Consider the following 26,644-nt stretch of genomic DNA (forward strand, 5'->3'; position numbering starts at 1 on the left):
ACCTTGAGATCCATTTTTGCATTTTGTCTCCCAGAAACATTTTCGGATCGAGAAAGGCGGCGAGCCGCAAGATACCCTGCGGTGACCAGGATGATTCCAATGAAAGCCATTGGAGCCCGCCAGCGCGCCGTCCACCGTTTGGGCGAAGGACCCGGAGCCGTTTCCGACATCCCTTCCGGTTCGGTGAGAAGTTCTTCGTCCCAGAGCAAGGTTTCGGTCTCGTGAGAGCGAATTCCCAACACACGTTGGACGTGCGTCGAAAGTTGCGCCGCCAATTGAGGATGAACTTCCGCAGGCACGATGGGTTCGAGGGCCTTCAAAAACTCTGTTGCCGTCTGGAATCGCTCATTTCGATTCACTCTGAGACTTCGGATTACCGTATCTCTCAACAGCTGGGCCTTGTCCTCCCGGAAATTGAGGGCTTCGAAGAAATCTTCAAGCAGCAACAGGTCGAGGAACTCCTCTCGCGTGGTGGTTTCTGTGATGAAGCGCTGCGACAGGAGATAAAGCAGAAGCGCGCCAAGGGAAAAAAGATCGGATCTCCGGTCGATGACCCCGCCTTTAAGCTGTTCCGGAGAGACAAAAAACGAATCTCCTTTTGGCAAATTCGCCGAACCCAACGAGGGAGCATCCAGGAAAACGCGCGAGAGCCCATAGTCCGTCACCTTGATTTTTCCGTCCATCGTTACAAGGACATTCGATGGCTTGATCCCCTGGTGCAAAATCGGTGTGTGCTCGCCCTCAACATCGACCCAGCCGTGGGCATACGTTAGTGTCGCTAAGACTTCCTGGACAATGTAAACCGAAAGTTGCGCCATCAGCTTGTCCGAATGTTCGACCTGCCGCCGAAGAAGGTGACTGAAATCGACCCCGATGACGTACTCCGTGGCTGTGAAATACGACCCCTCCACTTCGCCAAAATCATGGAGACGGGCGATATTCGGATGCTGGAGATTTCTCGCGAGTCGGGCGCGGCGAATGAAATTGTGAACCAGATCGCTCTGTTTCGGTACTTTCGCCCGGAATCTTTTGACGACCAGATTTCGTTCGCGTGCGGGACCGAGCCGTTTGGCCTCAAAGAGCTCGGCACGTTCCCCGGACGCAATCTTCCGAACCAACAAATAAAAGCCAAACCGGATCGGTTCCACGGCGGCGATTATGTCCGGAATCGAATCCTAACGCCAAAAGCAGGCGGCGGATCTCTCTGAATCAATCGTCATCCTGACCCGGCCGAATTTTTCGGCGATCGGACTTCTTCGTCGTCCGTTTCTTTTTCGACCGCAAGCGCGTTTCGCGAGATGCCCGCGACGGCTTGGTACCGATCCTCGGCACGGGTTTACGCATCCGGGCTTTAAGCTTTTCCTGAAGCCGTTTGAGTGCCGCCTGAAGATTTAGGTCTTGGGAGCGACGTTCCGTGGCCAGAACGACGATTCCCGTCGGAAGATGCGTGATGCGAATTCCAGTTTCTCTGCGGTTTCGGTGTTGCCCGCCGGGGCCGGAGCGGCGAAGTCTCTCAACGATGAGATCTCTTTCGTAGATTTGAACCACGCTCCAAATATGAACATTTTCATCGTAAAAACAAGGGGTTGGAGAACAATGCGGAGAAGAATGTGGAATAATCTCTTGAAATCCAGTGAGCTTGTTGCTAGTTACCATTAAACAGGACTAAACTAGTACTGTTTAATATGGTCCGCTTAAGTCGATTAACCGATTACGGAATTGTTTTGATGACGCACTTTGCCGGTCATACCGAACGTCTAACGCACACCGCTCGCGACCTGGCGGCGGAGACCCATATTCCTCTGCCCACCGTGAGCAAACTGTTGAAACTGCTCGCACGCCAGGGCCTGTTGCTCTCGCATCGGGGCATGCGCGGCGGCTATAGCCTCGCGAAAAAGCCCGAGGAGATCTCCGTGGCCCATATCGTGGGCGCTTTGGACGGTCCTGTCGGATTGACCGATTGTACGGTCCATCCGGGAAAATGCGGCCAGGAAGAGACCTGCCCTTCCCGCAGCCATCTTCAATTGATCAGCAGTGTGGTGCACGGCGCTCTCGACCAAATCGTCCTTTCGACAATGACCCGGCCCGCCGCAAAACCGATTCCGCTGGGGATGTGGAACCGATAGTTCCGAGGAGAGAAGTGAATGCCCGACGATTCAAACACGCAGACGCTCGAAAATCTCGCCAACCGGGAATACAAGTACGGTTTCGTCTCCGCGATTGAATCGGAAGCTTTCCCGAAAGGGTTGAGCGAAGAGATCATCCGCGCGATCTCCGCGAAAAAGAACGAACCGGAATTCATGCTCGATTGGCGCCTTCGTGCTTACCGCCACTGGCTGACGATGAAGGAGCCGAATTGGGCCAACGTTCACTACCCGGCCATCAACTATCAGGACATCATTTACTATTCGGCTCCGAAATCGAAAAAGGAAGGCCCCAAAAGCCTCGATGAGGTCGATCCCGAGCTTCTGGCCATTTACGACAAACTCGGAGTTCCGCTCAAAGAGCGGGAGGCGCTCGCCGGCATCGCCGTCGACGCCGTTTTCGACAGTGTTTCCGTGGCCACGACCTTTAAAGAACAGCTTAACAAGCTTGGAATCATTTTTTGCGCATTCTCCGAAGCGGTTCAAAACCACCCCGATCTCGTTCAAAGATATCTCGGCTCGGTCGTGCCTTACACGGATAACTTTTTCGCCACCCTTAATTCGGCGGTCTTTTCCGACGGCTCGTTTTGCTACGTTCCCAAAGGGGTCCGTTGCCCGATGGAATTGTCGACGTATTTTCGAATCAATGCGGCCAACACCGGGCAATTCGAACGAACTCTGATCGTGGCGGAGGAAGGGGCGTACGTGAGTTACCTCGAAGGCTGTACGGCGCCGATGCGGGATGAAAATCAATTGCACGCGGCCGTGGTTGAATTGGTGGCCCTCGATAACGCCCAGATCAAGTATTCGACGGTGCAGAACTGGTATCCGGGAGACAAGAACGGAAAGGGCGGCATTTTCAATTTTGTGACCAAGCGTGGAAAGTGCGTCGGCATAAACTCGAAAATTTCGTGGACCCAGGTGGAGACCGGCTCGGCCATCACCTGGAAATACCCGAGCTGCATTCTGCAAGGCGACAACTCGGTCGGCGAATTCTATTCCGTCGCTTTGACGAACAACTACCAACAGGCCGACACCGGAACGAAGATGATTCATATCGGAAAAAACACACGAAGCACGATCATCTCGAAAGGTATCTCCGCCGGACACGGCCAGAATTCCTATCGCGGCCTCGTGAAAATTCTCAAGGGCGCTTCGAACGCGCGCAACTATTCGCAATGCGACTCGCTTCTCATGGGCGACAAGTGCGGCGCGCACACGTTTCCGTACGTGGAAGTGAGCAACAGCTCTTCTCGGATGGAACATGAAGCGACGACGTCCAAAATCGGCGACGACCAGCTCTTTTATTGCCGCCAACGGGGGATGTCGGAAGAGGATGCCGTGACGATGATTGTGAATGGGTTCTGCAAAGAAGTGTTTCGCGAGTTGCCGATGGAGTTCGCCGTGGAAGCGCAGAAATTGCTCGGAGTGAGCCTGGAAGGAGCCGTAGGATAATGCTGGAGATCAAGAATTTACACGCGCAGGTGGAAGGGAAAAAGATCCTCAAAGGGATCAATCTGACGATTTTACCGGGGGAAGTTCACGCCATCATGGGCCCGAACGCCTCGGGCAAAAGTACGCTCGCCAACGTTCTGGCCGGCCGGGAAACGTTCGAGGTCACGGCCGGTGAAGTCATATACTTAGGCAGGAACCTCCTCGCCATGTCTCCCGAAGATCGAGCGCGGGAAGGCGTATTCCTCGCGTTTCAATATCCCGTGGAGATCCCCGGCGTGAACAATCTTTATTTCCTAAAAGCGGCCGTCAACGCCGTCCGCAAGCATCGAGGCCAGCCGGAACTCGACGCCATGGATTTTCTCACTCTGGCAAAAGAGAAAATGAAGTTCGTGGAACTCGACGAGAGTCTTCTCAACCGGCCCGTGAACGAGGGGTTCTCCGGAGGAGAAAAGAAACGGAACGAGATTTTTCACATGGCCGTGTTGGACCCGAAATTCGCGATCCTTGACGAAACCGATTCGGGACTGGATATCGATGCGCTTCGCGTCGTGGCGAACGGAGTGAACAGGCTTCGCAATCCCCAGCGGGGCATTCTTTTGGTGACGCACTATCAGCGGCTGCTCAACTACATTGTCCCCGATAAAGTGCACGTTCTCGTGGACGGGCAGATCGTCCTGTCGGGAGATAAGAGTTTGGCGCTCGAGCTCGAAAAAAAGGGTTACGGCTGGATCGTCCAGGAAAATCACGGCAAGCCGGAACGGATGTCGGCATAACGATGACCATGGAACGCGACCATTATCGGGCTGAATTCGAATCCCAGGCGTTCGCGCCCGGACCGGCGTGGTTGAAGCCGATCCGGCGAAAAGCCATGGACCGTTTTCTCGACCTCGGCTTTCCCACAACGCGAGATGAAGAATGGAAATACACCAATGTCGCCCCGATCGCCCGCCTCCCCTTTCGATACGCGGCGAATGGTTCGAACCAAGTAACGAAAGATGTTCTTTTTCACTTTACGTTCGGCGATGCGGTGCCGAACCAGCTGGTGTTCATCAACGGCCGCCTCTCGAAGCAATGGTCGAAGCTCGGAAACCTGCCCTCGGGCGTGCAAGCGACATCCCTTTCCGAAACATGGGAGAGCGAGCGCAAGGTTCTGGAAGACCACTTTCAGGATTCCGCCGGAACCGACGCGTTTTATGATCTCAATACTTCCTTCTTTGAGGATGCGGCTTTGGTCGTACTTCCGAAGGGAACCGTCTTGAGCGAACCGATTCATCTTATGTTCGTGTCGGCGCCGGGCCAAAATGAGACGGTCTCCTACCCTCGAATTTTCTTGTGCCTGGAAGAAGGATCCAAAGCGACGGTGATTGAGAGTTACTTTGGCCTGGATCATCAGATCTATTTCACAAACAGTGTTACCGAGAGTTTTCTGGAAAACGGAGCCGCTCTCGACCATTACAAGATTCAACGGGAGAGCGAGACGGCGTATCACGTCTCGAGTCACCGGGTTCGGCAGGAACGGAACAGCCTCTTCTCCTCGCATTCGATTTCCTTGGGGGCGGCTATTACGCGAAATGACATTACGTCGGTTCTTGCGGCGGAAGGGGCCGATTGCACGCTGAACGGTCTCTATATGGTATCGGGGAAGCAATTGGTCGATAACCACACGACGATCGACCACGCCAAACCGCATGGGACGAGCCGGGAATTGTACAAAGGGATCCTGGACGAAGAGGCGCGCGGCGTTTTCAACGGCAAGATTTTGGTCCGAAAGGACGCCCAAAAAACCAACGCTCAACAGACCAATCGAAATTTACTTTTGTCCGAGCATGCGTTGGTCGACACCAAACCCCAGCTTGAAATTCACGCCGACGATGTAAAATGCGCTCACGGCGCCACGATCGGCCAGCTGGACGAAGAAGCGCTTTACTATCTTCGTGCCCGGGGAGTCGGCTTGGAAGCGGCCCGAAATCTTTTGACCTACGCCTTTGGAAATGAATTGGTTCACGATATCCCCGTGGCGCCGGTGAGGGTCAACCTCGAGTGCCTTCTCGCCTCCCGCTTCGCCCAAACGCATCACAAATCCGCGGCATGAGATCAGCTCCACAAATGAGTTCGGTTATCTCCAAAACAGGTATCGGGCGCGCGCTGGATGTGGAACGAATTCGGCGCGATTTTCCGATTCTCCATCAAAAAGTCAGGGGAAAACCGCTGGTTTATTTGGACAGCGCCGCCAGCGCCCAAAAACCGCAGGTCGTCATCGATGCCGAAACGAACTTTTACGAAACCTATTATTCGAATATTCATCGCGGCCTTCACACACTGAGTGAAAAGGCCACCAAGGCTTACGAAGACACCCGCGCGACGTGCCAACGGTTTCTGAATGTAGCGGACGAAAGGCAAATCGTTTTTGTCCGAAGTACGACGGAAGGTATCAACCTTGTAGCGCAAACCTTCGGGCGACAGCGGATTCAAGCCGGAGACGAAGTGTTGATCACGGCGATGGAACATCATTCCAACATCGTTCCGTGGCAGATGCTCTGCGAGGAAAAGAAAGCCCATTTGAAAATCGCGCCGATCAACGATGACGGCGAGATTCTCTTGGACGAATTCGTAAAGCTCCTGTGTCCACGAACCAAAATCGTTTCCATCGTGCATGTTTCCAACACGCTCGGCACGATTAATCCCGTCAGAGAGATGATCCAAGCGGCACATCGAAAAGGGATTCCCGTCCTCGTCGACGGCGCTCAGGCGGTCCCTCACCTTGCCGTCGACGTCCGGGATCTCGATTGCGATTTTTATGTTTTTTCCGGTCATAAACTTTTCGGCCCGACCGGTTCGGGCGTCCTTTATGGAAAGACCGAACATTTGGAAGCCATGCCGCCGTATCAAGGCGGAGGCGACATGATCCTTTCCGTCTCGTTCGAAAAAACCATTTACAAAGTCCCGCCCGGGAAGTTCGAAGCCGGCACGCCGAACATTGCCGGCGTGATCGGATTGGGAGCCGCAATCGATTATGTAGCGCAAATTGGGTACGAAGCGATCGGGGCCCATGAACGCGAACTTCTTCAGTACGCCGTCAAACGGCTTTCCGGCATTCGCGAGTTGCGGCTCATCGGAACGGCCAAGGAGAAAAGCGGAATACTCTCGTTCGTTTTGAAAGGAATTCATCCGCACGACATCGGCACCATTCTGGATCAGGAAGGGGTCGCCATTCGCGCCGGACATCATTGCACGGAACCGCTGATGAAACGCTTTCAAGTGCCGGCCACGGCGCGCGCATCGCTTTCCATCTACAACACAAAAGCGGACATTGATGCGTTGGTGGCGGCGGTTCAAAAAACCATTGAGGTTTTCGGCGCATGACGGACGCGCGCGATCTGTATCAGGAAGTCATCCTGGATCATTACAAGCGTCCCCGGAATTTCGGCCCCTTGCCGGACGCCGATCACAAAGCCAACGGCCATAATCCATTGTGCGGGGACCGAGTCACGATTTATTTATCTTTGAAAGGCGACACGCTGCGGGAGGTTCATTTTGAAGGGAGCGGATGCGCGATTTCCACCGCTTCCGCTTCCATCATGACCGAAGCGCTCAAGGGAAAGACCCAAAAGGAAGCGGAGAAGCTTTTTGATACGTTTCACAATCTCGTCACAGGTAAACCGGCGGAATCGTCCAATCTTGGGAAACTCGCGGCGTTCTCCGGCGTAAGTGAATATCCCGCGCGGGTGAAATGCGCCAGCCTCGCGTGGCATACACTGAAAGCGGCTCTCGAAAACAAGAACGCAACCGTCACAACCGAAAAAGAGATTTGAACCCACTCTGCCGATCGCTCGATAGCGCCCCATTTTACTTCCGTTTGGCCTTCTGCGAACCTATGAACCTTCATGGCCGAAAGGGGAGATAAGATCCCGCATCTTAATTACGGCGCCATTGGGAACGGCCGCGTACTCGCTTTGGTCTCCCCGGAAGCGAGTATCGACTGGCTCTGCCTGCCGCGATTTGACAGTCCATCGATCTTTGCCCGCCTATTGGATCAAGACAAAGGCGGCTCCTTCAAGATCGAAAGCGCGGGGGAAGCAAAAAGCTCGCGAACCGATTACATCCAAAATACCAACGTACTTCGCACGCGGATCGAATGTGCGGACGGGAGTTTCGACGTCATCGATTTTTGTCCTCGTGTGAATCGGGGCTTGACGATGGAGGTTCCACTCGAGCTCCATCGTCTTGTCGTACCGCGAGAAGGAAGTCCTCCACTCCGAGTCCATTTCGACCCTCGGCCCGATTACGCCAGATCCCCGTTTGAAGTGATTCCGGGCCAGGGGGTGATCGAGCTCCGTAACGGATCGGCTCGCTTTTATCTGCATACCAATGCGCCGGTCACTTATGTGCGGAATCGCCAACCGTTTCAGCTTTCAGAACCGACCTATTTCGTTCTCGCGTATGGCGCCCCCAGTAGCATCAACTCGTCGGCCGCAGTTCAACAGCTGCTCGATCTCACAATCGCCACTTGGCGGACCTGGGTGAAGACCTGCGCGTTACCCTCATTTGCCGCCGAAACAGTCTTGCGCTCCGCCCTCTGCCTCAAACTGCACATTTTTGAAGATACGGGTGCCATCATTGCAGCCGCCACGACAAGCATTCCCGAAGCTTTGGGAACGGAGAGGACGTGGGACTATCGCTATTGTTGGCTTCGTGACGCGGCTTTTGTCGTGGAGGCACTCCGGCGTTTGAGCCATCTCGCAGAAGGAGAAGCCTTTGTAAGATTCCTTCTGGAGGTTGCGCAAGAGGGTCCGCTCCAACCGGTGTACGGGATCGGAGGGGAAAAAGTCTTGCCCGAAGAACGGCTGGATCACCTGCACGGCTTTGCGGGTTGCAAACCGGTTCGGATCGGCAATGCAGCCTACCTTCAGAAGCAACACGATCTGATGGGAGAAATTATTCTCTGTCTTGAAACACTCATGACCGACGAGCGCATTGTGCATGAAAAGACCGACAGGCTGATGCGGCTGGTGGAAAGGTTGGTGGAGGAATCGATTAAGCTTGCACCCTTGAAAGATACGGGCCCTTGGGAATTTCGAACCTTGGAGCAGGATCATACGTTTTCCAAAGTCATGTGTTGGGTTGCGGCTCATCGAGGAGCGGAGCTCGCGGCGCGGTTTGGAAACCCGGCTACGGTCGAGCGATGGTCATCGTGGGCCAAGGCCTTTGGAGAGGAGATTCTTCGGCGGGGATACAACCCGCGGCTTGGCTTTTTCACACAGATCTTGGACGGAGAAAATCCCGATGCATCGAATCTCCTCCTCCCGACATTGGGGATCATCGATCCGCGCGATCCACGTTTCCAGTCGACCGTCGAAGCATACGAACGCCTACTTGTCCGGAACGGCTGGATGCTTCGTTACAAGAACCGGGACGATTTCGGCGAAACCACGAGTGCTTTCTCGATCTGTTCCTTTTGGTGGGCGGAAGCTTTGGCGCTGGCCGGCCATCTCGACCGGGCAGTGGAACTTTTCCAACGTCTCGTTACGTACGCCAATCCGCTCGGCCTTTTCTCGGAGGATGTTGATCCGACGACGGGTAAACTGCTGGGAAATTTTCCGCAGGCCTATACTCACGTCGGTCTGATCCATGCTGCCATTACGATCGGTGAGCTTCTCGAAGCTAGAGACGCAAAGTTCCGTGCCTGGACTTAAATTACGTGAGTTGAGAAAGTTCATTCAAGATCTCGAGCACCTCGTCCGAACGTCTCAAATTAAAACGGGCGCGGGTTGGAGCAACGCCGACACGGCAAGTCCACGTGGTTGGGGGTAAGGCCTCGAACATCTCCTCATCCGATTGATCATCTCCCATCGCGAGGACGAAAGAAGACGTGGTGTCCACCTCTTCCCAGATGTGGCGAATGAGCAAACCCTTGTTGATGCCCACCGGCCGAACCTCGACCACTTTATTGGCCTGCATTACGGTCACCGGAAGATTGGTTAATGTCTCTTCCAAATGAATCTTAAGTTCCAAGGCCTGCCATTCGCCGAATTTTTCGTTCACGGCCCGGTAATGCCAGGCCAAACCCGTTTTCTTTTCCTCCACAAATGAGCCCGGGATGCGGTCCGCGTGGTCTTTTAAGATTTTTGCGACCTGTTCCTTCCATTCGGTTACGAGGGAAGTGAGCGTTTTCCACTCGCCGGATCCCATCTTCCTCAAAAACATTCCATGTTCCGCGGCCAGACCGGTTTGGGATTGGCCAAACCATTTGTCGAGGTCCTCGGTGGTTCGGCCACTGATGACATAAACCAGATTCTTGGGATTCCCCGACAGACGGCCGAGAATGGCGAGAAGCTCTTTGGGCGGCTTGGCATCCTTGGGGTCCATGGCGAATGGGACCAGCGTTCCATCGTAGTCGAGAAGAATGAACCGTTTCGCCGCCCGTACGTAATCGATCTTCAAATTGAGAAAGTGCGCCCGTAGATCCTCGGTTTCAGAGATGATCGAAATGACCTTAGTCCGCAGATCACCGAGGAATCGTGTCGCCCATCCCTTGGCACTAAACGTTTTTGCGTACTGGTAATTTTCGGCCGCCCGTTTCGCCCGCTCCGGCTCCTCCATGGCGAGTGCCTGATGAATCGCGTTGGCCACACCTTGCGTCTCCCAAGGATTAATGAGCAGCGCGCCCGACAGGGAACGTGCGGCACCCGCAAACTCGCTTAGGACTAGAACACCGTGACGCTTCCTCTGACATACAGAGTATTCGAGACATACCAAATTCATACCGTCCCGAATCGAAGTTACGAGCAAAACGTCGGCTCGTTCATACAGTGCGCAGAGTTCCTCGAAAGAGAAATCGCGGACAAAGTACTGGATCGGCGTATATCCCGGTGCGCCGAACCTGCCGTTGATTCGGCCGACCAATTGATCGAGTTCATCCTTCTGGCGTTGGTACTCGCGAACGTCCGTGCGCGACGGAACAGCCACTTGGAGTAATACGACCTTTCCCTTCCATTCCGGATGTAATTCCAGAAATCGTTCAAATCCTCTCAGTTTGTGGGGTAGCCCCTTGCTGTAGTCCGACCGGTCCACGCCCAGCACCAATTTCACGCTGGAATATCGTTCGTTGAGTTCCGTGCGCAAGGGGCTCTCCCTTTTTCGATCGATTTCCTTGCCGAAGATCTTCGGATCAATGCCGATGGGATAAGTTCCGTAAAGAATTTTTCGGTCTCCGTAGCGCAGTTCCGTCGGATGGATTTCCAGTCCTAAAATCCGCGAACATGTGACGGCGAAGTAACGAGCGTAGTCGTGGGTTTGAAAACCAATCAGGTCGCTTCCCAAAACCCCTTCCAGAAGCTCCCGCCTCACCGGAAGCAGGCGATAGAGTTCGGACGAAGGAAAAGGAATATGAAGAAAAAAGCCGATTCGCAACTTTGGGCGCGCTTCGCGAAGAAGCTTGGGAAGCAATAGGAGGTGATAGTCGTGAACCCACACCAAGGTGTCGTCCTTGCATGCGTCGAGGACGACCGCGGCGAACTTCTCGTTTCCTTTCTTGTATTCATCCCAGAAAGGGAGAGAGAAATCGACTCGCTCCGGAAAATAGTGGAAGAGAGGCCAGAGGACCGAATTTGAAAATCCATTATAAAACTTTTCCACTTCTTCGTTGGAAAGAAAAACCGGCTGGTAAGCGGAGGAACGATTGAACATTTCTCTCACCGACGGCTGTTCGTTTTCCGGAACGGCGGCTCCGGCCCAACCGATCCAAAGGAACTTCATCTCTTGCTTCAAAGGGTCCAAGGCCGAAACAAGTCCGCCCGAGCTCGGCGAAGACATCCAATCGGATTCGCGTTTCTCCAAATGGATCGGAAGCCGGTTCGATACGATGATGAGTTTGGGGTCCATCCCGCTCACGTCCCGGAAGTCGTCTTTAGAATCCTAGAGCGAGGCGCGCGGACTCGGACATTTTCTCCGGCGTCCAGGGGGGGTCGAACACGAGATCGATCTTGGCCTCTTTGACCCCGGGTACCGCCTTGGTTTTCATCTGCACTTCTGAAGGCAGCTGTTCCGCGGCGGGGCAATTCGGCGCCGTCAGTGTCATCCGCACGGTCACTTGATTGTCCGAACCGATAACGACGTCGTAAATCAGGCCGAGGTCGTAAATATTGACCATGGGGATTTCAGGATCGAAAACCGTTTTGATGGCGTCCAAAATATTCGCCTTCAGTTCTTCGGGCGTGCTCGGAGGAATCGGACTGTTCGGATTGAGAACGGAAAATCCGGTCTTCCCCGCCTCTTCTTTCCAATCGACCGTGGCCCCGTTCAGGCATTTCGCACTCTCCGGATCGATGCGGGTGACGAATCCCCCATCCCGAATCAGGGCATCGTTGGGTTTCTCGGCATCGTAATCTTCCAACGAGAAATTGTACGTAAAACCAGCCCCACTGGGGTGGGCAATAATCCTCAACGCCGCACCCGGTTTGTTGTTCGCGGCCATGAACGCCGTGACTTTGGCTCTCGCTTTTTCCGTGAATGTGATCATCAACGTCCTACAGGACATAGTTGAGCCCAAAACCCATGCGCCAGTCAAATCGCTTGTCGGAGGTCACGGGCATTTCGCCCCGGAGCTGGAGCCACAGTTGCCTCGTAATTCCAAGATAAAGCTCCGGTAAGACTGACAAATACGTCGTGCCGCGCTCCTCGGCTTCCAAAACCGTCTGGCCCTGAAGGGCGAAAGCTGCCGACAGCCGATCAAAAAATGGCACCACCGTTCCGGCCCTATATACGAACTCATTCCCAGAATGCGGATCCAGCACCGAACCGTGCAGGAGATGAGAGGATTCCGGTGCCGTCGGGCCAGCGGAACGACTGCCGTCGTCTCCGCTGAAAGAGATACGCCAACCGCTTTGCACGTAATGCATCGTTTGGCCGGTCATGACGTGAACCGCGGCATAAGGCAACCATTCATAATGTCCTGCCCCCAAATGAGCGTCCTCGTCGCCCGTGGGAAACTCGATTTGAGAACCGACGAGGATCTTGCTCTGGTTCTGATTCCAACGAAAAGGGAGGAACGTGGTCTCCATGGCGATATCGGAAAGACCGAACGTGGATTCATTGTTCTCCGTTACCATTCCAAAGGGGATCACCAGAGAGCTTCGAAACCAAGGGGTCAAGACCGCCTCGCCGCGGACGTGCGAGGACCAATAATCGATCTTGTCCCGGTCCTCGGCAACCGATCCGTAGACGGTCGAAGCGTCCAAAAGGCCGTGCACCTCTTCGTTGCGGCTCGCCTCATGCCCATCGATCGGGCAGCCGTTCAGGCCGCATGTAGCCCAAGCTGAATCCGATATCGCTGGAATCGCCAGGGACAATAAAATCCCCGCTCGGAAAGATCGTCTTAGTCCATTCATAATAAAAAACGGGCGCACCTTACCAAAATAGGGCCAACTGTAAAGACAGGGCCCGAATCGCCACTCAATCCGTTTTCGGCTTCCTTTCCTCGTCGGTGGCGGCGTCATCATCGTCAAATTTTGCGCGTGCTAAATCTTCAAACTGCTCCCGGCGATAGCCGCAAGCCTGCTCGTAGTGGTCTGTCAGGCGTTTCATGTTTTGTTTATCGAGGTCATCGAGTCCATATCGGGAGGGCAGACTTTCCCCGGTCGTGAGAAGTTCCAGCCCTTCCTGCACCTTGGCCGGTTTCTTCTTATCGATCCCGTAACATATGGTTGTGGCGGCCAACTCCAGAATGCCGGCCGGTTCCTTGGCCACTATTCCCACGACACCCTCCTTCGCCCATCGGTAGGCCCGTTCCTTATTCCCTCGGATCCCGGCGAAAAAACGAAACCAGAATGAATCCGGAAGAATTCGGTGAAGCGCCCCGCGAAAAACCGCGGCGTACTGCCTCGTGGTGTACCCGTCCGGATGATGGAAGTCCGACGGAAGCTCCATCGCCTTTTCCCACGCCAAATCCATCGGCTTTGCGATGCGAAGACTCTTGAGCTTCGCTCCCCACGTGGACGCCTGCATGGAGTAACAGGCTCCCTTCACGAGGTAACATTCGGGGTTCTTGGGGGCCAGCCGAACGCACTCATCCGCATGCCGATGACAATCGCCGGCCAGTTCCAATTTACGCCTCGTGTATTGGTTGCGTGTTTCCGGCGTTTCCAAAAGGTAGAGTTCTTCCTTGCGCCAAAACGCGCATCGCCCCCTTGCCCAGTGCAGGTAAGGTTCGTTCGAACCGATCTGCTCCAATCGATCCAAAACGCTTTCGACTCGATCGATATGATCGGGAACGGAAAACGCATAAAACCAATGTTCGGCTTCCTCCACCAAGGCGGAAGTCGAAGCGACGTCCTGTCCGTATGCGCAACAGCTGCTCCACGACCAGATCGTCATCGCGGGTACCAGGACTCGGGCACTTCCGTTCATCCATTTAAATATCGGGCGCATTCGGTCTCGCAACAATCCCTTGACATTGTACCGATACAGCGATACAAAACCCCGCCACAATCGAATATGCACGCGGAAATCATAACCCCAAAAACCAGAAGCCATAAAGGCACTTATCCCTTGAAATCGTATGTAAAACAACTGAGAAGGATCTTCACCTGTCCGAAATCACCGGAGGAAATGGAGGACTTTATCGAAGATTTTATGTCCCCTTCGGAGGTCCGGCAGTTCGTGGAACGATGGCTTATCGCAGAGCTGCTTCTGAGAGGCCAGAGCCAGAGGAAGGTAAAGCAGAATCTGGGGGTCAGCATCTCTAAGGTTTCCCGGTGCGCCAACGTCGTCAATTATGGAAACGGCGCGTTCCGGCGGACGTTTCTTCGCCTCCACCCTAAAACGACTCCAACAACATAAACCGAAGTTTTTCGTTGACAGTGTATCGCCGTACCGATACGTACGTATATAGCGTATGGTTGTACCAGTACGTTTTTCCGGGTAGGCGAAAAACGGAGGTGCACGATGCTCGAGGTCCTTCTCTCTCTCCTCGGAGGGGTCCTTCACGGAGCAATTCTGGCTGCGTTCCGCTGCGAGAAATCGCTTCGCCGGTTCGACCGGCTTCTTCTGCCGAGCCTCTTCATCTTCCTTTTTTTTATCGGGTACTCCGTCGGTTGTGATGCGAAGGTGATCGCCAAATTTGGAGCGCTCGGATTTAACGCCACGATCCTCGCCCTCAGCGGAATCTTGGGAAGCCTTGCCACCGCTCCCTTGGCCAAGCGAATCGTTCTCAGCAACAAACGCCTCTCTCACATGATTTCCGAACGGAGGATCTCACGGAAAACGGAGGCTCCTTTCGCCGGTCTCCGGTCCTCGGCATCGATCATGATTTCTTTCATCGTCGGTCTCGCACTGGGCGCCAGGATTCCCTTCGGCGCGAGTTCATGCACGATCAGCGCCCTCACCGTATGGTCTCTTTATCTTCTGATGTGGGTGGCGGGCGTCACCACCGGAGGCGATCGGAACGCGATGAGAACGCTGAAAACCACGCATCCACTCACCCTCGTCGTTCCTCTTTTGATCATGGTAGGGACCCTGGCCGGTACGGGAATCGTCGCGCATGTCCTCCCTAATGTCTCCCCAAGCCAGGCCATGGGCGTGGGCGCGGGAATGGGCTACTACAGCCTTTCCTGCGCCCTCATCACGAACAAGGTCGGTCCCATGTTGGGAGTCACGGCCTTGTTGGTGAATCTCATACGGGAAGTGGTGACGATCGGCTTCGCTCCGATCATCGTTCGTTTTTTCGGCCCCTTTGGTTTGCTGGCCGTCGGGGCTACGACTACCGCCACGTCTTCCCTGGCCTCGGTCAGTATTTGCGCAGGACGAATCTATGTTTTTCTAGCCGTAATAAACGGGCTCGTTCTGACCGTGGCTGTTCCGTTCCTCATTACGATGATCCTTCAGGTGGGCGGATAACATCTTCCGGGATCATGATGCCCCTCAAGTTCTTATAAAGCTCCGCACGTAGAAATCGACAGTCCGAAAAAAGATACGTAGTTTTGTGTTTCATGACATCGAAAGGGTCTTCTCCGTCTCCACAAGACAACAGGTCCAAAAAACCTCCGGATCTTCGGGAATTCACGCCTCGTTCGGTGATCGTCGGAATTCTGGTGGCGGTCCTCATGGGAACATCCTATCCCTACGTCGTCTTGAAGCTCGGTTTTGGGCCGAATATTTCCGTCGTTTCGGCGTTTTTTGGGTTCTTGGCGCTTGGGTTTGTCTTCAAAGATTACAACCGCTGGGAGAACAATATCGTTCAAACGGCTGGCACTTCCGCGGGACAACTGGCGTTCATGTGCGTCCTTCTCGCTGCATTCGACATGTTGCGCGCCAGCAAAACAGTGCATTTCGATATGGAATTGACGTGGCTTCAGTCGTTCCTCTGGCTCATGACCGCCGGCCTGCTGGGTGTGTTTTTATCCGTCCCGATGCGGCGCCATTTTGTCGTGGACGAAAATCTTCCCTATCCGGACGGCACGGCTGCCGGCACGACGCTCATCGTCTTGGACCAACGCGGGTCCACGGCCAAGCGAACCACGCAAGCGATGTTGTTCGGTTTGGCGGCTTCCGCCTTCCTCATGTTGATGACGGAGGACGCGTATGTATTGAATTGGTTCCCGTCCGTTCTTCCCCTCGGGACCGTCCTGATGCAGACGATGGGGGTCGGTGTGAATTGGAGCTTACTATCCGTCGGTTCCGGAATGCTGGTGGGACTTCGAATTGACGTCAGCATGTTGATTGGAGGCACGCTTTCATGGGTGATCGCACCCTATCTCCTTTCCCGCTATGGATTGCTGCCGGAGGTCAAGCGAAACAACGTTCTTTTTTGGGTCATGTGGCCCGCAACGGGGATGTTGGTCGCGGGCGGAATTACGGCGCTCTTTTTGCGTTGGAACATTCTGGTTCGTACGTTCAAGAATCTTTCGTCTCCGACGGTCGCAGGGCACGAATTCCCCCTGCGCTGGGTTTGGACCGGTGCAACCCTCTCGGCCATTGCCTTGGTGATCGTGCAAAAGGTTTTTCTCGGCCTCGAGGTGTGGGCAACGGTGGTTGCCATACTTCTTTCGGTCCCGCTCATGCTTGTTTGTCTTCGAGTGCTCGGCGAAACGAACTGGGCGCCCATCAGCGCGCTCTCGAACATGATGCAGGGGATCTTCGGCGTTCTTGCACCGGGGCACATCCAGGCCAATATGCTCGCCAGCGGAACCACGGGAACGATCGCCGCCGGATCCGAGGCTTTGATGCAGGACTATAAAGCCGGCGAACTGATCGGTTCGACCCCCAGATACTTGACGTACATGCAGATCATCGGCACGCCGATCGGCGCCGCCGCCGTTTCCTTCATATATCCGATTCTCCGAAACACGTACGGGATCGTCGGAGAACATGCCGGCCTCACCTCGCCGATTTCCCGAAAGTGGGCCGGCTTTGCGGAAATCCTCTCGCGAGGTTTTGAGGCGCTGCCGCCCGGCTCGCTCGTCGCCTTGGCGATCGGGATCGGTTTGGGAATCCTTCTGCCGATTCTCGAAGGCCGTTTCGACAAGAATTGGGTTCCGTCGCCCACAGGCCTCGGAATCGGAATGTTGGTCCCATTTTCCGTCATTTTCATGATGTTCGTCGGCGGATTTCTGGATATCCTATGGAAAAAAGCCGCGCCAAAAGCGCACGGGGTGTTATCCACACCGCTTGCATCTGGTTTGATCGCAGGGGAAGCCATTGTCGCCGTGGTAGTTCCACTACTGGTGCTTTTGGGGATCGTCCATGCGTCATAGGTAATTTTACGAGGAGGCTTGAATGAATCAATTTCGAATTCTATTTCTTTCTCTGGTACTTATCGCACTTCCCACGGCGTCGCTCGCGTATATCGGCGCCGGAATCGGCGTCGTGGATGAGGACCACTTCGGCTATGCCCTGGTGTTTGGAGCGCAGCTCCCCCTCAACTTCGGTCTCGACTTCCAGGTCGTCAGTTTCGCCGATACCGGAACGCCCGATAATTATTGGGTCCAGGGAAACGCGGATCTTTCGTACGATTTCAATTCGTACTGGAAGAAAGTCAGTGAGACCATCGAGCTCCACCCCTATGTAAAGGGAGGATTCACGTACGGCGCATCGTTGTTGGACAGCAGCGGTATCGATATTCAGGCGAGCCACGGCCCGGGATTTAATTTCGGCGGCGGTGTGGATTGGAAAATTCTTGGTTTCATCACCGTCGGTGTCGATTTCACGGAAACGATCGCACATCTCGACGGAATATCGGTCGCCGGTATCACGCTTCCCGACAAAACAGCCAAGGTTTTCACTGTTCTCGGCCTCGTAAAATTTTTCGCTTACTAAGGACCCGTGACAGCGGCCTTGAACTCCGGCATGAGGGCTTGGGACGTCATGCCGGGAACGAAGAGTGTTTTGTTTTTATTTTTCGCGCCTGCGACAATTCGAATGAACGTCTTCGGAACGTGAAATCGATCGGCCAGAATTTCAATCAATCTCCTGTTCGCGGCTCCCTGGACGGGACGCGTGTTCAGACGAACCTGGAGGATTCCGTTTTTCATCCCCGCAATCTCCTCCCGCTTGGCTCTTGGCTGCACACGAACGGGAATATAGACTCCACCGTCCGCCTCTCGGATCTGCGATGTCACAATCGCGAACCGGGTTGGGGCTCAGGATTCTGTGTGGCCATTTGAAGCGGCATTCTGCACAACGGATCTTTCCAATCCTCGGGGATATTCGAGCCGCCTCGCGCCACGAATGTGCTCTGCAGAATCTTCTTCAAAACATTCGTAATGTCCGAGCGATATTTTAAGGACGGCCGCAAGCTGTATCACGTTTATCTCCTTCGGACGCCTGCGGCAAATGCTCGCGATCTATACCGGCGTGCCGCCTGCCGTAACCGGAGGTGTGTTCGCCCTGTGGCTGTCCACTAATGACGATGGCGATGGTGGATGTCGGGTAGATGGGGATGGGAATGAGTCAGCGGCTGATGAACATGAAAGTGTTCATGCGGCTCGGGTCCTTCCGTTCCATCATGCTCATGTTGATGATGTTCATCACGAACATGGCGATGACTGTGACCCGCGGATTCGTGCGTGTGCCCATGTTCGTGGCGTTCTCGATAAAGTGCCCAGACACCCGCAGCCATCAAAAGGGAGGCCATCCATTGATACGTCGCCGGATGATCTCCCAGAAGGAGAACGGAAAGAACCATTCCCATGAAAGGGCCGCTCGCAAAGTAGGTACTTGTACGCGCTGAGCCGATGATCCTCAGAGCTTGCACAAAAAGCACGAGACTCAGGCCAAAACTTACGGCTCCAATTCCCAGGACTCCCGCCAGGCGCCAGCCTAAGGCTGCAGTTCCACCGAACATCCATCCGAGTGTCGTGTTGAATATTCCGGCGCCCAAACCTTTGACGCCGGCAAGCACAATCGGTGGAAGATCTTCAATATCTCGCGTGAGATTGTTGTCGATCCCCCAGAACAGGCAGGCGCTCAAAATCCAAAGAGCCGCGAGGGAAACCCGTGAGGAGCTGAATTGAACACTGACGATCACGGCTCCCGCCACAACCAGAGCTTTTCCAATCCAGACTCGCCGACCGACATGTTCATGAAATACGAGCCACGCTATGAATGTGGTGGCGACGGTTTCAAGGTTCAACAGTGCGGACACTTCAAAAGCAGAACCGTAGGAGATCCCCATCGTGAGACATACGGGAGCTACGATACCTCCCGAAATAATGGCTCCGATCAACCGCTTCTGCTGTCGTGGGTTGAGATTTTTCAGTGGAGCCAGTATGGGTTTTCGCAAAGCGAATCCGAGTCCCAGCAATCCAATGCCCGATCCGATGTAGAGGAGGCCCGCCATCAGGAGCGGAGGTACTTCGCCGATCATTATTTTGATTAGGACCGGCGAAATTCCAAAAAGCGCCGCGGAAAGAAGCGCTAGGAACGGGCCACGATTCATCATGATGGCAGTATAATTACTTCAGAATGACTAGAATATGAACGGTCTCACCTGCGGGACGATTAGCTTGCGCTCAATTCGCCCGCTTTTTCCGTGGCCTGCGCTGCGAGAGCTAAAAAACCGGGAATCCGACGCCGGTCCGAACACGTGTCGCCTATTTGTCCGGAGGAAGCTGAACTTTTACGGCTGTTGGAGATTCTCCTTCGTTATAGTAAACCACAGCACGGGCACCGACTTTCACGTCGGATAAAGTCGCGGGCTTGGAGTCCTTGACGAAATGGGTCTCTTTGGCAAGTTGAGCGGAGAAGAGTTTTCCCTCCGTCGTTTTCAATTCAACATGCGCGGAATCGATGGCTGTAACGCTCCCCATAACATGATGTTTTGCTTCATGCGCATAGGCGCCGGATACGAGCATGAATGACAACAGAAGGATTGCTTTATACATCTTTCTCTCCTTTCAATGTTGATGTTTGCGTGTTTCGGGAGCCTTCTTTCCCTCTCCCAAAAATTTTAAGATCTCTTCGTTCTCTTTGAACTCCTCAAAGCTTTTTGGATTCAGGTTTTCCATCTCCTCCGTCTCTTCCTGAGAAAGATTCGGGAGATGCCGGATGAAATGAACGAGATGCCACGATTGGACGTCCGATTCGGGAGTGTCGTCTCCCCACGCCGGCATTCCGGTCAGGCGAATTCCATTCTTGATCGTGTAGAACAGTTCGCCGTCCGAAAGGGACTGAGTGGGAGACTTTCGCATGTCCGGCGCCTTGGGATACATATTTCGTCCCATCTCGGTCCCACCACCTCCATCGTTGGCATGACACGAGGCGCAGTGATCCGCGAAGTGAGCCATTCCGGACTTTACGACTTCGGGTGTCGCGGGGACCGGATTTTTCATCTCTCTTGCTGCGCGCGGCACGGCCCAACGGCGAAACTGTCTGGCCATGAATTTCTCGATCTTTGTCGGCTGATCTTTCGCGCTGAACCCGTAAACTACGATGTGCACGAAGGCCGCCGAACCACCCAAGACCATCAAAATAAGAACGGCCAACCCTATTTTCGTCCGGAGTTTCATTTACTAGGCGGCGGGAGGGGGACCACCGTTCCCTCGCGCATCTCGAACTTCCATTTCCAAATCGAGTACAAAACAGGGTAGACCAGAAGCTCCAGTGTGAAAGAGGTAAAGAGTCCGCCGACCATGGGTGCGGCGATCCGTTTCATCATGTCGGCCCCCGTGCCGATCGACCACATGATCGGCAAGAGCCCCATAAACGCCGCCATGACCGTCATCATCTTGGGCCGGATTCTCCGGACGGCGCCGTGGAGGATCGAATCCTCCAAATCCTTGTATGTTCGCATCTCCCCTTTCCGCACTTTTTCCTCGTACGCGAGATCCAGAAACAGCAACATGAAGACCCCGGTCTCGGCATCCAGCCCCATGAGGGCAATCATCCCGACCCACGCGGCGATCGAAAGGTTGTAGCCGAGAAGATACATGAGCCAAATGGCGCCGATGAGGGAGAAGGGAACGGCCAGCATCACGATGCCGGCCTTCACCATCGACTTCGTGTTCATAAAGAGAAGAAGGGCAATCAGAAAAATGGTCAGCGGCAGAACGACTTTAAGCCGCTCGCGCACACGCGCCATGTTTTCGTACTGGCCGCTCCATACGAGGTAATACCCCTTGGGCAGCTCGAGCTTTTTCTTGACGGCAGCTTTCGCTTCATTGACATAGCCGCCGATGTCCCGCCCGGTCATATCGACATATACATACCCCGCAAGTTGGCCGTTCTCGTTACGGATCATGGCGGGGCCTTCCATCATCTTGATGTCCGCGATCTGAGCGAGAGGGATTTGCGCCCCCGAAGGCGTGGGGACGAGGACCCGTTTCAATCGCGGAATGCTGTCCCGGAATTCCCGGGCGTAGCGGACGTTGACGGAATAGCGTTCGCGTCCTTCCACGGTGGTCGTGATGTTTTCACCCCCGATCGCCGACATGATGATCGTTTGCGCGTCCTCCACGGCCAGGCCGTAACGGGCCAATTCGTCCCGGTTCAAGACGAAATCGAGGTAATAGCCTCCGGCCGTCCGCTCGGCGAGGATGTTCCGCGTCCCTGAAACTTCCCGGAGAATCCCCTCCAGATCTTCGCCGATCTTCTGGATGACTTTGAGATCCGCCCCCAGGACTTTGATTCCGATCGGCGTTCGCACGCCGGTCGAAAGCATGTCGATCCGGTTCTTGATCGGCATCGTCCAAATATTGGGAATCCCGGGAAGCTTGAGCTTGGCGTCCATCTCGTTCTGAAGTTCCTCGAACGTAATGTGGTCGGGCGTGATCCGGGAAAAAACGGATTGGAGAAAACCGGGCATCCACGAATACCAGCGCTTTACCTTCCGCCATTCAGCCGGCGGTTTTAAAATGACCGTCGTTTCGACCATCGAGAACGGCGCGGGATCGGTCGGCGAGTTGAATCGCCCCGATTTTCCGAACACCCGCTCCACTTCGGGAAAGGTCCGGAGGATTCGATCCTGAATTTGGAGAATCCGTTGAGCTTCGGTCACCGACATTCCGGGGAGCGCCGTCGGCATATAAAGGAAGGCCCCTTCGTTGAGCGGAGGCATGAACTCCGAGCCGAGTTTCAAATAGACGGGAACCGTGGACGCCATCAGGAGCCCCGTGATGACCAACGTCTTCCATCGGTGTTCCAAAACCCATCGGCAAACCGGTTCGTAGACTTTGAACAGAATCCGGCTGATCGGGTGTTTTTCCTCCGGGTAATACCGGCCCACGGTCACGGTATTGACGATCCACGAAAGCCAGCGCGGCTTCCAATGAACGTAATCCATTCTCGTGAACATCATCCGCATCGCGGGATCGAGTGTGATCGCAAGAAGCGCGGCGATCGCCATCGCGAGATTCTTCGACCAGGCGAGCGGTTTGAACAAACGCCCTTCCTGATCGATCAGCGTGAATACGGGCACGAACGCCACGGCGATCACCAGAAGGGAGAAGAAGACGGACGGGCCCACCTCCTTGAGAGCCTGGAGACGAATGAGATGAAAATCCCCCTTGCGACCTCCGGCAATCCACTGTTCGAGGCGCTTGTACGCGTTTTCGACCTCCACGATCGCCCCATCCACGAGAACACCGATGGAGATCGCGATCCCGGCCAAAGACATAATGTTGCTCGTCAGTCCCATCAAGTAGAGCGGAATGAACGCCAACAATACGGACACGGGTATGGTGACGATCGGAATGATCGCGGAAGGGACATGCCACAAGAAAAGCAGGATCACGAGGCTGACGATGATCATCTCCTCCTTGAGGGAATGAATCAGCGTTTCGATGGAATGCCGGATCAATTCCGATCGATCGTACGTCGTGACGATCTCGACCCCTTCCGGCAACGTGGGTTTGAGTTCTTCGAGTTTGGCTTTCACGCGGTTGATGATGGTCAAGGCGTTTTCGCCATGGCGCATGACGATGACTCCGCCGACCGTATCGCCGATGCCGTCGAGATCCGCCACGCCACGGCGAATATCGGGACCCAGCGCCACATTCGCCACGTGCTTGAGCAAGATCGGCGTGCCTGAAGCGTGGTCCACGGCGACGACGATCTTGTCGATGTCTTCCACCGATTTCGCGTACCCGCGCCCCCGCACCATATATTCCGTGCCGGCGAACTCCAGAAGGCGCCCGCCCACCTCCTGGTTTCCTTTGCGGACGGAATCGATGACCTGTGTGAGAGGAATATTGTAGGCAAGGAGCAAATTCGGATCGACGTTGACCTGATATTGCTTAACAAAGCCGCCGATGGCGGCCACCTCCGATACGCCGGGAACGGCCTGCAGATGGTACCGAAGGTACCAATCTTGAAGTGTTCGCAGTTGCGCGAGGTTGTTCTTCCCCGATCGGTCCACCAAGGCATATTGGTAAACCCAGCCAACGCTGGTGGCGTCCGGGCCGATTTCCGTTTTCACTCCCTCGGGAAGGGTAGGAAGGATCTTGCTTAAATATTCAACAACGCGGGAACGGGCCCAATAAATGTCGGTCCCATCCTGGAAAATGACATAGACGTAGGAGTAACCGAAATCGGAAAAGCCCCGAATCGCCTTGATCTTAGGGGCGCCGAGAAGCGCGGCGACGATGGGATACGTGACCTGATCTTCCAAAATGTCGGGGGAGCGGTCCCAACGAGAATAGACAATGACCTGGGTATCGGAGAGATCGGGGATCGCATCGAGCGGAATGTTTTTGACGCACCAAAGCGCTCCGAGCATCGCCGCGATCACGAAAATCATGACGAGCGCTCTGTTCTTCGCGGAAAATTCGATGATCTTCTCAACCATGATCGCGTCCTTTAGTGTCCGGCATGTGGGGAGGTGGCCGGAGGGGTGGCTGACGGGCTTTTCTTCAAAAACGCATTGAGCGCTGCTTTGAAACGGGATTCGGAGTCAATGAGGAAGTTCGCGGAGGTCACCACCTCCTCCCCTTCCGAAAGGCCGTTCATGACTTCGTAATACCCGACCGCTTCGCGGCCCAGGACGACCGGTCTCGGCTCAAACTCTCCCTCCCCCTTTTTCACGAAGACGATCTGGGTCTCCCCGGTGCTGAGAATCGAGCTGTCGGAAACCGCCACGACGTTCCCCAGCGGGATTCGGATTTTGATGTGAACGAAGGTCTCGGGCCGGAGACGCTCGTCCGGTGTTTTGATTTCGGCGCGCACCTTCACCGTCCGGGTCATGGCGTTCAAGACCGGATCGATCGCCCTAATACTCCCCCGAAACGTGCGACCCGGAATTGAGGGACTCGTGACAACGACCTCTTGCCCGGAACGAAGGAGGTCGACTTCGTACTCATAAACTTGCGCGTAGACCCAGACCGTTTTCCCGGGCAACAAGAGATTGAGCGATTCCGAAGCACCGCCGGCAATCTGGCGGATCTGTGAATCCGAAAGACCCAGGAGGCGGAGCTTGAGCGCCGCGGCCTTGATGAGGTTCTCCGCCTCCTCGCGGGCCGTGGGCCAGGGGCTATTCTTGATTCGCTCCTTGGCCGCCACCGCCTCGCGGTATTCGGCCATCGCGTTGTACAGTTCCGGATCGAACGCCACACGGCCCACGGTGCGAATTTCCAAATCGAGCGGCCGCCGCGTCACCGTTTCGGTCGTGACACCGATCAACTGCTGTCGCTCCGTCGGAATAGTCACCGCCGCGTGCCCTCCGACCGACCCGCCTCCTCCCGTTGCTTCATCCTCGTACACGGGAATGAAATCCATCCCCATCTCGTCTTTGGATGGCGTGGGAGAGGTCACATCGAGGCGCATCGGGTGGCGGTAGAAAAGGATTTTCCGCTCCCCTGGTTCCAGTTGAGATTGCACGGGCGCTTGAGAGGGAGGAGCGATCTCGTCGACCGCCTGGAGCGGCATCTGGCAGATGGGGCAATTGCCCGGCGTATCCGAAACAATTCCGGGATGCATCGAGCACTGATAACGCTTTTTGATTTGGGCGGTTGCCGCGGTTTCTCGGCTTAGCCTCCATGCCCACCACGTAACCGTTCCGGCCACGAAAAGGACAAGCAAACCACCCGCCGCAATCACGACTCGCTTTTTCAAGGCCGGCCTCCTGTAAATTCGTCCGAATCAACTCCCAGGACCCGCTCCAGATGCGCCGTGCCCCGGCCGTATTCGGCGAGGTAACGGTAGTATTCCAGCCGGAAATCGATGAGTGTCCGGTCCGAGTCGAGAAGGTTCAAAAAATCCACTCGATCCGACTGATACGCGGCTTCGGCCACGCGGAGAGACTGCTCCGCTTGAGGCAAAAGGGTGGTCAGATAGAGTTCGACGAGTCTTCTCGCCGTATCCACATGCACGAAAAACTCCTGAATCTCCGATCGGGTTGCGGCCTGCGCGCCGCGCAGCATCTCCGCCGCCCGCTGCCGTTCGCTCTGTGCCGAGCTCACCTGCGACTTTTGCCGCCAAAACCAGAGGGGGACATTCAACTTAAAAAGAACGGAGGAATCATTTTGCGCCTGGAGGGATCCCCCGTAATCCCGCCATCCGTATTCGATCTGAAGGTCCGGCAAAAACTCGCTCTTCATGGCGCCGACCTCAGCTTGCATTTTTTCCAACTCTCGTTGGGCGCCGCGGATTTCGGGTCGCTCCTTGAGCGCGATCGATTCCATCTCCGCATAGGTCTTGTTCAGGGGGAGAACCCGGGGCTCTTCCAGTGGACCGAACGGATCATTCGGCTTTCGGTCGAGAAGCGCGTTGAGCCTGGCTTGAACGGTTTGAAGTTCCTGCTCGAGAGTCACGACCATGTTGTTGGCCTTCGATAGCTCCACCTGCGCGCGCAAGACATCGGACTGGGAGGTCTTTCCGACGCCGTAGCGACTGGCGGCAATCCGCGTGAACTTACGAAGGATCTCGACGTTCTCCTTCGAGATCTGCACCGACCGATCCGCGAACATGAGCGCGTAGTACGACTCCTTCACTCGGGCAAACACGTCCCGTTCCGCGGTTCGATACGCCGCCTCTTCTCTTTGAGCCGCAAAAGACGCGGCTCGTCCTTTGTAAACAAGCTTCGAGGGAAAAGGAATTGTCTGCCCGACGCGGTACCAGGTCTCCATGGCCGAGCCGAAGTCAAACGTATTTTGGTTGATCCCCTCGTATTCGACGCCGAACTCAAGATCGGGAATCGACCGCGCCACGGAGATTTGGGCGCGCGCGCTCTCCCATCGCTTTTGGGCCGCCGCGATCTCCGGATTTCGCTGCTTCGCGATTTCAAGGACGTCGCGAAGAGCGGCCGGCGGCGGGGCGTCCGCGTTCGCGTCGGCAGATGGCCCTAGGGAAAGCATCGGAACCCCCACCCACACAAACAGAGACAAAAGTGCTCCCTTCATCCGCTTGCGTTTCGAGGAATGCCTGAAGGGACGCGGCTGTTTTCTCTGTTGGATGAAGATCACCACTCCTGCCAGCACTAGCGCGGTGTCCATGGCAACCTCCCGATATCGTTCATTTGCCGCATCACCGTAAATCCTTGTTGGGCCATCTAAAAGGAATTACGTTGCAAATCCCCCGTTTGTGACACTGTCACAAAATCCGGTCGGGCGACGTATTCCTTT

At 55.1% G+C, this 26,644-nt stretch carries 24 protein-coding genes; 11 read left to right on the top strand and 13 right to left on the bottom strand.

The window, feature by feature from the left end:
• On the bottom strand, positions 1-1,148 hold a 1,148-nt coding region (locus VI895_03235; GenBank protein HLG18817.1), incomplete at its 3' end, for a serine/threonine-protein kinase.
• Between the two features lie 61 nt (positions 1,149-1,209).
• The gene (locus VI895_03240) at positions 1,210-1,548 is read right to left on the bottom strand and encodes a peptide chain release factor-like protein (GenBank protein ID HLG18818.1); all 339 of its coding nucleotides are present in this window, start codon (positions 1,546-1,548) and stop codon (positions 1,210-1,212) included.
• A gap of 137 nt (positions 1,549-1,685) precedes the next feature.
• Between VI895_03240 and VI895_03245 the strand changes: the two genes are divergently transcribed.
• The 7 genes from VI895_03245 to VI895_03275 all read left to right on the top strand — a co-directional run bounded on the left by VI895_03245 (position 1,686) and on the right by VI895_03275 (position 9,292).
• Positions 1,686-2,126, top strand: coding sequence for an SUF system Fe-S cluster assembly regulator (locus tag VI895_03245; GenBank protein ID HLG18819.1), 441 nt, complete (start codon positions 1,686-1,688; stop codon positions 2,124-2,126).
• An 18-nt stretch (positions 2,127-2,144) separates the two neighbouring features.
• The gene (gene sufB, locus VI895_03250; protein HLG18820.1) at positions 2,145-3,599 is read left to right on the top strand and encodes a Fe-S cluster assembly protein SufB; all 1,455 of its coding nucleotides are present in this window, start codon (positions 2,145-2,147) and stop codon (positions 3,597-3,599) included.
• Positions 3,599-4,372, top strand: coding sequence for a Fe-S cluster assembly ATPase SufC (sufC, locus tag VI895_03255; GenBank protein HLG18821.1), 774 nt, complete (start codon positions 3,599-3,601; stop codon positions 4,370-4,372). Before sufB ends, sufC begins: the two co-directional genes overlap by 1 nt.
• 2 nt (positions 4,373-4,374) lie before the next feature.
• Positions 4,375-5,691: a Fe-S cluster assembly protein SufD gene (gene sufD / locus VI895_03260; protein ID HLG18822.1), complete on the top strand. Its 1,317-nt coding sequence runs from the start codon at positions 4,375-4,377 to the stop codon at positions 5,689-5,691.
• Between the two features lie 14 nt (positions 5,692-5,705).
• Positions 5,706-6,962: a cysteine desulfurase gene (locus VI895_03265; protein HLG18823.1), complete on the top strand. Its 1,257-nt coding sequence runs from the start codon at positions 5,706-5,708 to the stop codon at positions 6,960-6,962.
• Entirely contained in the window at positions 6,959-7,411 is a 453-nt protein-coding gene (locus VI895_03270; GenBank protein ID HLG18824.1) for an SUF system NifU family Fe-S cluster assembly protein, read from the top strand. Before VI895_03265 ends, VI895_03270 begins: the two co-directional genes overlap by 4 nt.
• A gap of 72 nt (positions 7,412-7,483) precedes the next feature.
• Positions 7,484-9,292 (top strand): glycoside hydrolase family 15 protein, encoded by a 1,809-nt coding sequence (locus VI895_03275; protein HLG18825.1) that lies wholly within the window; start codon positions 7,484-7,486, stop codon positions 9,290-9,292.
• A gap of 1 nt (position 9,293) precedes the next feature.
• Here the strand turns inward: VI895_03275 and VI895_03280 are convergent, their stop codons facing one another.
• The 4 genes from VI895_03280 to VI895_03295 form a co-directional block, all read right to left on the bottom strand.
• Complete coding sequence (locus VI895_03280) at positions 9,294-11,480, bottom strand: bifunctional alpha,alpha-trehalose-phosphate synthase (UDP-forming)/trehalose-phosphatase (GenBank protein ID HLG18826.1); 2,187 nt, start codon at positions 11,478-11,480, stop codon at positions 9,294-9,296.
• Between the two features lie 25 nt (positions 11,481-11,505).
• Positions 11,506-12,117 (bottom strand): iron-sulfur cluster assembly protein, encoded by a 612-nt coding sequence (locus tag VI895_03285; protein ID HLG18827.1) that lies wholly within the window; start codon positions 12,115-12,117, stop codon positions 11,506-11,508.
• A gap of 7 nt (positions 12,118-12,124) precedes the next feature.
• Positions 12,125-12,946, bottom strand: a complete 822-nt coding sequence (locus VI895_03290; GenBank protein ID HLG18828.1) for a hypothetical protein — start codon at positions 12,944-12,946, stop codon at positions 12,125-12,127.
• 103 nt (positions 12,947-13,049) lie between these two features.
• Positions 13,050-14,024 (bottom strand): hypothetical protein, encoded by a 975-nt coding sequence (locus tag VI895_03295; protein ID HLG18829.1) that lies wholly within the window; start codon positions 14,022-14,024, stop codon positions 13,050-13,052.
• Positions 14,025-14,144: 120 nt separating this feature from the next.
• Between VI895_03295 and VI895_03300 the strand changes: the two genes are divergently transcribed.
• The 4 genes from VI895_03300 (at position 14,145) to VI895_03315 (ending at position 17,909) form a co-directional block, all read left to right on the top strand.
• Positions 14,145-14,435 carry a Trp family transcriptional regulator gene (locus VI895_03300; protein HLG18830.1) on the top strand — a complete coding sequence of 97 codons (291 nt, stop codon included), beginning with the start codon at positions 14,145-14,147 and terminating at the stop codon, positions 14,433-14,435.
• Between the two features lie 105 nt (positions 14,436-14,540).
• Complete coding sequence (locus VI895_03305; protein ID HLG18831.1) at positions 14,541-15,491, top strand: lysine exporter LysO family protein; 951 nt, start codon at positions 14,541-14,543, stop codon at positions 15,489-15,491.
• Between the two features lie 92 nt (positions 15,492-15,583).
• Positions 15,584-17,347, top strand: coding sequence for an OPT family oligopeptide transporter (locus VI895_03310; protein ID HLG18832.1), 1,764 nt, complete (start codon positions 15,584-15,586; stop codon positions 17,345-17,347).
• Positions 17,348-17,369: 22 nt separating this feature from the next.
• On the top strand, positions 17,370-17,909 hold the full coding sequence (locus VI895_03315) for a hypothetical protein (GenBank protein HLG18833.1): 540 nt from the start codon (positions 17,370-17,372) through the stop codon (positions 17,907-17,909).
• Here the strand turns inward: VI895_03315 and VI895_03320 are convergent.
• The 7 genes from VI895_03320 to VI895_03350 all read right to left on the bottom strand — a co-directional run bounded on the left by VI895_03320 (position 17,906) and on the right by VI895_03350 (position 26,515).
• The gene (locus VI895_03320; protein ID HLG18834.1) at positions 17,906-18,211 is read right to left on the bottom strand and encodes a DUF167 domain-containing protein; all 306 of its coding nucleotides are present in this window, start codon (positions 18,209-18,211) and stop codon (positions 17,906-17,908) included. The genes VI895_03315 and VI895_03320 overlap by 4 nt on opposite strands.
• 281 nt (positions 18,212-18,492) lie before the next feature.
• On the bottom strand, positions 18,493-19,533 hold the full coding sequence (locus VI895_03325) for an EamA family transporter (GenBank protein ID HLG18835.1): 1,041 nt from the start codon (positions 19,531-19,533) through the stop codon (positions 18,493-18,495).
• 151 nt (positions 19,534-19,684) lie between these two features.
• A complete protein-coding gene (locus tag VI895_03330) occupies positions 19,685-19,975 on the bottom strand; it encodes a hypothetical protein (GenBank protein ID HLG18836.1) in 291 nt (96 codons plus the stop codon).
• Positions 19,976-19,987: 12 nt separating this feature from the next.
• Positions 19,988-20,599: a cytochrome c gene (locus VI895_03335; GenBank protein ID HLG18837.1), complete on the bottom strand. Its 612-nt coding sequence runs from the start codon at positions 20,597-20,599 to the stop codon at positions 19,988-19,990.
• Positions 20,596-23,874, bottom strand: a complete 3,279-nt coding sequence (locus tag VI895_03340) for a CusA/CzcA family heavy metal efflux RND transporter (GenBank protein HLG18838.1) — start codon at positions 23,872-23,874, stop codon at positions 20,596-20,598. The genes VI895_03335 and VI895_03340 overlap by 4 nt, the downstream gene beginning before the upstream one ends.
• An 11-nt stretch (positions 23,875-23,885) precedes the next feature.
• A complete protein-coding gene (locus VI895_03345; protein ID HLG18839.1) occupies positions 23,886-25,136 on the bottom strand; it encodes an efflux RND transporter periplasmic adaptor subunit in 1,251 nt (416 codons plus the stop codon).
• Positions 25,133-26,515, bottom strand: coding sequence for a TolC family protein (locus VI895_03350; GenBank protein ID HLG18840.1), 1,383 nt, complete (start codon positions 26,513-26,515; stop codon positions 25,133-25,135). The genes VI895_03345 and VI895_03350 overlap by 4 nt, the downstream gene beginning before the upstream one ends.
• Positions 26,516-26,644: the final 129 nt, after the last annotated feature.

The organism is Bdellovibrionota bacterium (assembly GCA_035292885.1).
Taxonomy (GTDB): domain Bacteria; phylum Bdellovibrionota_G; class JALEGL01; order JALEGL01; family DATDPG01; genus DATDPG01.

What these genes read in the sequence shown, in the direction of transcription:
- VI895_03245 (HLG18819.1), top strand. Translation starts at nt 1,686, where the DNA reads ATGGTCCGCTTAAGTCGATTAACCGATTACGGAATTGTTTTGATGACG.
- sufB (HLG18820.1), top strand. Translation starts at nt 2,145, where the DNA reads ATGCCCGACGATTCAAACACGCAGACGCTCGAAAATCTCGCCAACCGG.
- sufC (HLG18821.1), top strand. Translation starts at nt 3,599, where the DNA reads ATGCTGGAGATCAAGAATTTACACGCGCAGGTGGAAGGGAAAAAGATC.
- sufD (HLG18822.1), top strand. Translation starts at nt 4,375, where the DNA reads ATGACCATGGAACGCGACCATTATCGGGCTGAATTCGAATCCCAGGCG.
- VI895_03265 (HLG18823.1), top strand. Translation starts at nt 5,706, where the DNA reads ATGAGTTCGGTTATCTCCAAAACAGGTATCGGGCGCGCGCTGGATGTG.
- VI895_03270 (HLG18824.1), top strand. Translation starts at nt 6,959, where the DNA reads ATGACGGACGCGCGCGATCTGTATCAGGAAGTCATCCTGGATCATTAC.
- VI895_03275 (HLG18825.1), top strand. Translation starts at nt 7,484, where the DNA reads ATGGCCGAAAGGGGAGATAAGATCCCGCATCTTAATTACGGCGCCATT.
- VI895_03280 (HLG18826.1), bottom strand. Translation starts at nt 11,480, where the DNA reads ATGGACCCCAAACTCATCATCGTATCGAACCGGCTTCCGATCCATTTG.
- VI895_03285 (HLG18827.1), bottom strand. Translation starts at nt 12,117, where the DNA reads ATGATCACATTCACGGAAAAAGCGAGAGCCAAAGTCACGGCGTTCATG.
- VI895_03295 (HLG18829.1), bottom strand. Translation starts at nt 14,024, where the DNA reads ATGCGCCCGATATTTAAATGGATGAACGGAAGTGCCCGAGTCCTGGTA.
- VI895_03305 (HLG18831.1), top strand. Translation starts at nt 14,541, where the DNA reads ATGCTCGAGGTCCTTCTCTCTCTCCTCGGAGGGGTCCTTCACGGAGCA.
- VI895_03310 (HLG18832.1), top strand. Translation starts at nt 15,584, where the DNA reads ATGACATCGAAAGGGTCTTCTCCGTCTCCACAAGACAACAGGTCCAAA.
- VI895_03315 (HLG18833.1), top strand. Translation starts at nt 17,370, where the DNA reads ATGAATCAATTTCGAATTCTATTTCTTTCTCTGGTACTTATCGCACTT.
- VI895_03325 (HLG18835.1), bottom strand. Translation starts at nt 19,533, where the DNA reads ATGATGAATCGTGGCCCGTTCCTAGCGCTTCTTTCCGCGGCGCTTTTT.
- VI895_03330 (HLG18836.1), bottom strand. Translation starts at nt 19,975, where the DNA reads ATGTATAAAGCAATCCTTCTGTTGTCATTCATGCTCGTATCCGGCGCC.
- VI895_03335 (HLG18837.1), bottom strand. Translation starts at nt 20,599, where the DNA reads ATGAAACTCCGGACGAAAATAGGGTTGGCCGTTCTTATTTTGATGGTC.
- VI895_03340 (HLG18838.1), bottom strand. Translation starts at nt 23,874, where the DNA reads ATGGTTGAGAAGATCATCGAATTTTCCGCGAAGAACAGAGCGCTCGTC.
- VI895_03350 (HLG18840.1), bottom strand. Translation starts at nt 26,515, where the DNA reads ATGGACACCGCGCTAGTGCTGGCAGGAGTGGTGATCTTCATCCAACAG.